The sequence below is a fragment of the Methylobacterium sp. 2A genome (assembly GCF_009806555.1).
GTDB lineage: Bacteria > Pseudomonadota > Alphaproteobacteria > Rhizobiales > Beijerinckiaceae > Methylobacterium.
The window spans coordinates 1-5,070 of record NZ_VUOK01000011.1; the positions used below are offsets into that span (position 1 = coordinate 1).

Here is a 5,070-nt window from a genome sequence, read left to right on the forward strand (position 1 = left end):
GATGGCATCGCCGGCTCCTTCATCCGTCAACGCCGCAAACGCTGATCCGTCGCAACGTCTGCGGGAATAGCTCTAGCATCGAGCCCGTCTCGCGCTTGGTCCCATCGTAACCGGCTTGGTCGCTGCCCTCGGATGAGGCGCGCGAGGTCTGAGCGTTAAGCGCGGCCGCGCTGGGCTCCGACGCCCGACCCGCAGCCATGCGCAACACCGCCCACGGATCCTTAGCCTGTTGCTCGACATAGTCGGCCGCCCGCCTTCACCGGGCTCATTGATACAGGGCCGCCCAGGACGGCAAGGCGGTGGCATCGGCTGCCATGGGCAGCTGCTCCTGACGACGTATTGCCGGCCGTTGAAGATCCCACGCGACGCATGCTCACGTTGCCCGGCATCCTCACGCACAAGCGCCAGGTAAGGCGCAATCCAGTGCCCACCTCGGAAACACCGGACGGATCCGACGTGCCGGCCGCGCCCACCCCCGCTGCGTCGAGCACCAGCCTAACGTAGCTCCGTCACAGCCGTCAGATGGGTGACGCGGTCCCATATCCGATCATGCTGCGCAAACTCGAGGCGGACGGTCAGCAATGACAGGCTCGATGATCGGACTCGCAGACGCGCTACGATACAGCCGCGCTGATCCTCCGCGCCCGGTAGCATCGGCCGTCCCGTGCGAACGCGGGCCCTGAGGACAGCATCGCACAAAGCGTCCAGGGGGTGCTAGAAGGCCGATCCAGCAAGCCCGACCCCTCGCCTGTCCGGGCTCGGGTAGGGGCACGACGCCCATTCACGAGTTTGCATATGACCAATGATCAAAGGTGGCGTGGCTTCATCGACTTCATTGACGAGCCCTTCGTTACCGGATGGGCCTTTGACGCGCACAATCCCAATCTGCCCCTTCTTGTTCAATTCGCTGCGGCGGGCGGCGAGACGCAGATCGTGAAAGCCAACCTTTTTCGGCAAGATCTCAAGGAGCATGGCATCGGCGACGGACGGCACGGTTTCGTGGCCAATCTGCAGGATCTCGGGGCCTCGCCCGGTGCGATCGAGATCTCAATCCTCGGCAGTGACTGCATTCTAGCCAAGGACGTCCACCTGAACACAGCAAGCCTTCGCACCGTCATCCCACCGCTTCCGGAAACCTTTTCAAGCTTGATGAGGCTGGTGGCTGCCGAATTGCGAGCCGCATCGGGATCCACCGCCCAACGTGAGGCCAAACAGACTCGCAATCCGAATGGTAGCCCATCCTCGCTTGGCCGCAGACCTCCCTCAGCCACTCTTCTCGACGCAGCCCACCCCGAGCGGGACCCGGAAGGCCTAATCTCGAAATTTCTCCGCAACGAGGTAATACGAACGGGTGAGAAGGGCCTCAGAGCCAAACTTGCGGGCACGACGAAGGACCGCCTGGATGCTCTCCTATGGTACATCGCCGACTATAGCTTGAGGTGGGGACGGTCGTTGAGCGTCCCCCTCTCGGGGGATCAGATCCGTTTTCTGAATCATTCGCTGCCGGTCTCCGATTTTCCGGCGAGCATCAGCGTGGCCCTGTGGAATCTCGTGAGGCGCGATCGCCCGGACCTCCTTGAGGTTACCAAGCCAGAGGTCGAGAACGAGGCATTATACTGGTGGTGTTTCGAAAAGACGCCGCAACTGAATCTCGAAGAAAAACTTGTGACCCCCGATCAAGCATCGGCACTCAGGGCGGTGGACCCAGCATATTATGGTGAATTTCCACTTTCTACATTCATGCGACTCCATATTGCTAAAAATCCTGAGCTGCAATGTTTAAATCTGAACAGCCGTGCGGGCCGCTTGGCAGTCTGGCACTATTTCCTGCTCTTGAGCTGTAAGCATCCGCACAGCGCCGATTTTCTTCCCCGTCCCTCTCTACAAGCGCTCCTGGCTAATCAATCGAACGGCCACAAGAGCTTCGAGGACAATCTGTCGTTCCTTCTCCAAGAAGCTCCTGACGCACATCATCTGGCCGAACGCGTTCGGCACCTCGTTGCAACACACACCCTCGCTTCAAGACCAGAACGCGGCCGACCTGGCGAACGCTTCACGACATCGGTGGCGGACGCCCGGAGCGGGCCGAAGCGTGGCGTGACTGTTATCGGCCCAATTGATAAGACATCCGGACTTGGACAGGCGACACGCCTCTCGTACCAAATCCTCGAACAGAGCGCCGCGCCTTCACTTTCCGCGTTGGCGTTCAACGTCGAGAACCCGGCGCTCGTCGGTTTCTCGAGCAGAGTAGACTATCGACCGTATCGTGATCCCAGTCGCATCAATCTGTTTCATCTCAATGCTGACTTTATACCGATAGCGTTCTCGATGCTGCCAAAATCAACATATGATGACAGTTACAATATCGGATATTTTTTCTGGGAACTCAACAAAGTCCCAGAATCTCATCGACTTGGTCTGGAACTGCTGGACGAGATCTGGGTATCTTCGCAATATGTCCGAGATATTTATGCTTCTGTAACTGATAAGCCCGTAGTGAACGTTGGCATGGCCGTCGAAGATCTGCCACCGCACCTTGCGCCGCAGCACGATCTTCATCAGAATGGCGCGTTCACCTTCTTGACCACATTTGACTCGTTCTCTTTTGTCGAGCGGAAAAACCCGCTCGCGACCGTTCGGGCGTTCAAGGAAGCCTTTGATGACGAAAACCAAGAGGTGAGGCTCATCATTAAGACTTGGAATAGAAGCCGAGTCTCGAACGCCTTTCAGGTCAGTGTTTGGCGTGTGCTCGATGAGCTCATCAAAGGCGATCCCAGAATTCAAGTCATCGACGAAACTTTCACGTATGAGCAGCTCCTATCCCTGAAATTGGCTTGCGATTGCTACGTCTCCCTTCATCGCGCCGAAGGCTTTGGCTTCGGGATGCTGGAAGCGATGCAACTCGGACGCCCGGTGATCGCGACTGGTTATTCTGGAAATATGGATTTTTGCACGCCCGAGAACAGCTATCTCGTAGAATACAATCCTATTTCGGTCGGATACGATGAATATCTTTCCGTTGAAAGAGGCAGTGTCTGGGCCGACCCCAATATTGCGAGCGCTGCCGCCGCCATGCGAGAAGTCGTGTCAAATCCTAGCGAAGCGAAGAGGCGGGGGGTGCGAGCGGCGCAATTCGTCAAAGACAATTTCAGCGTTCAAGCCGTCGCCAGTCGATATAGGACGCGGCTCTCTGAGATTGAGGCAGGCTTTGTACAATAGCGCCGCATCTGAATTTATTTCCCCAAGTGTTGTCGGGGCGAATTTACAATTATCGGTTGTATCAAGTCATGCGAAGTCGTGTGTCGGTGATGAGTTGGCAACCCTGCGAGATAAGATCATCTTCCTGTATTGTTATACGATAACGGAGATTTGAGGATCGCAATCATGAAATGAATTTCTGGATCGGGCCAAAAGATTTTTCCTCGATGAACCAAACATAATGGGTGGGGCATCGGATGAAATTTGCTGATTTGACAAATATTAATCCGGTATATCTATATTTATTCTATGCTTCTAGAGGCAAATTCGCGGCGCATCCCCTGTTTGAGGGCTACTTTAAAGAGAGGTGTTGTCGAATTTCTTGAGAGGCAATGCAGCCCGACAAGCCGAGCGTGTTCAGTCGGAACGTGGCGTTGGGATACGGGGAGAGATACAATTTACGCGCGAGGGCATTCGAACAGCTTCGGACCGTTCGGGAACAACGTCAACACGCGGCGAGTGAGATGCTGCCTTGCCTTCACAATCAATCTGCTTCTGTACGTCGACTATGCGGAGCATCGAGCTCAACATTAGTGTACAGATCCGTTTTTGCCTCTCATAACTCAAACTTGACGCGGGCGCCTTCGGAGTCGTAGCAGCCGGGGATTGTCGGGACGGGACGGGGATATGACGGGCAAGCGCGCGCTGATCACGGGGGTGACGGGCCAGGACGGGGCGTATCTGGCGCAGCTGCTCCTGGAGAAGGGCTACGCGGTCACCGGCATCGTGCGCCGCTCCAGCCATGCCGGCGTGTTCGACCACCGGCTCAAGTGGCTCGGCATCCTCGACGATGTCGAACTGGTCGACGGCAACCTGCTCGACCTCTCCGCCCTGCTGCGGATCGTCCAGGCCGCCAAGCCCGACGAGATCTACAACCTCGCCGCCCAGTCGTTCGTCACCTCGTCCTGGCAGCAGCCGCTGCTGACCGGGCAGGTGACGGGGCTGGGCGCCGCGCACATGCTCGAATGCCTGCGCTCGGTCGCCCCGCACGCGCGCTACTACCAGGCCTCGACCTCGGAGATNCAGCCGCTGCTGACCGGGCAGGTGACGGGGCTGGGCGCCGCGCACATGCTCGAATGCCTGCGCTCGGTCGCCCCGCACGCGCGCTACTACCAGGCCTCGACCTCGGAGATGTTCGGGCTGATCCAGGAGGAGCGCCAGAGCGAGACGACGCCGTTCTACCCGCGCTCGCCCTACGGCGTGGCCAAGCTCTACGCGCACTGGATGACGATCAACTACCGGGAGAGTTTCGGGCTGCACGCCTCGAACGGCATCCTGTTCAACCACGAGAGCCCGCTGCGGGGCGTCGAGTTCGTCACGCGCAAGGTCACGGACGCGGTGGCGCGGATCAAGCTGGGCCGGCAGACGGAGCTGCGGCTGGGCAACATCGACGCCAAGCGCGACTGGGGCCATGCCCGGGACTACGTCGAGGCGATGTGGCTGATGCTGCAGCAGGACCGGCCGGACGACTACGTGATCGCCACCGGGCGGACCACGACGGTGCGGGACATGTGCGCGATCGCGTTCAAGCATGTCGGGCTGAACATCGACGACCATCTGGTGATCGATCCGGCGCTGTTCCGTCCGGCGGAGGTCGAGGTCCTGCTGGGCAACCCCGCCAAGGCGAAGGCGGCCTTCGGCTGGGAGGCGCAGACCAGCCTGGAAGCGCTGATCACCGAGATGGTCGACGCCGACATCAGGCGCCTCTCCGCCAACGCGTGAGCGGGCCGACCACCATGTCCCGATCATCTGCCCCGATTTATCCGATGATCCTGTGCGGGGGGACGGGAACGCGCCTGTGGCCGGCCTCGC

2 protein-coding genes are annotated in these 5,070 nt (G+C 59.0%); both read left to right on the forward strand.

Translation table 11 applies throughout. From position 1 onward, the window contains the following. The first annotated feature begins 795 nt into the window (after positions 1–795). Entirely contained in the window at positions 796–3,219 is a 2,424-nt protein-coding gene (locus FVE89_RS05980; protein WP_160533127.1) for a glycosyltransferase family 4 protein, read from the forward strand. 666 nt (positions 3,220–3,885) lie between these two features. Then, positions 3,886–4,980, forward strand: coding sequence for a GDP-mannose 4,6-dehydratase (locus tag FVE89_RS05985; protein ID WP_160533128.1), 1,095 nt, complete (start codon positions 3,886–3,888; stop codon positions 4,978–4,980). Positions 4,981–5,070 lie beyond the last annotated feature (90 nt).

Excerpts from the sequence above, each read along its gene's own strand:
- FVE89_RS05980 (WP_160533127.1), top strand. The coding sequence starts at position 796 with ATGACCAATGATCAAAGGTGGCGTGGCTTCATCGACTTCATTGACGAG.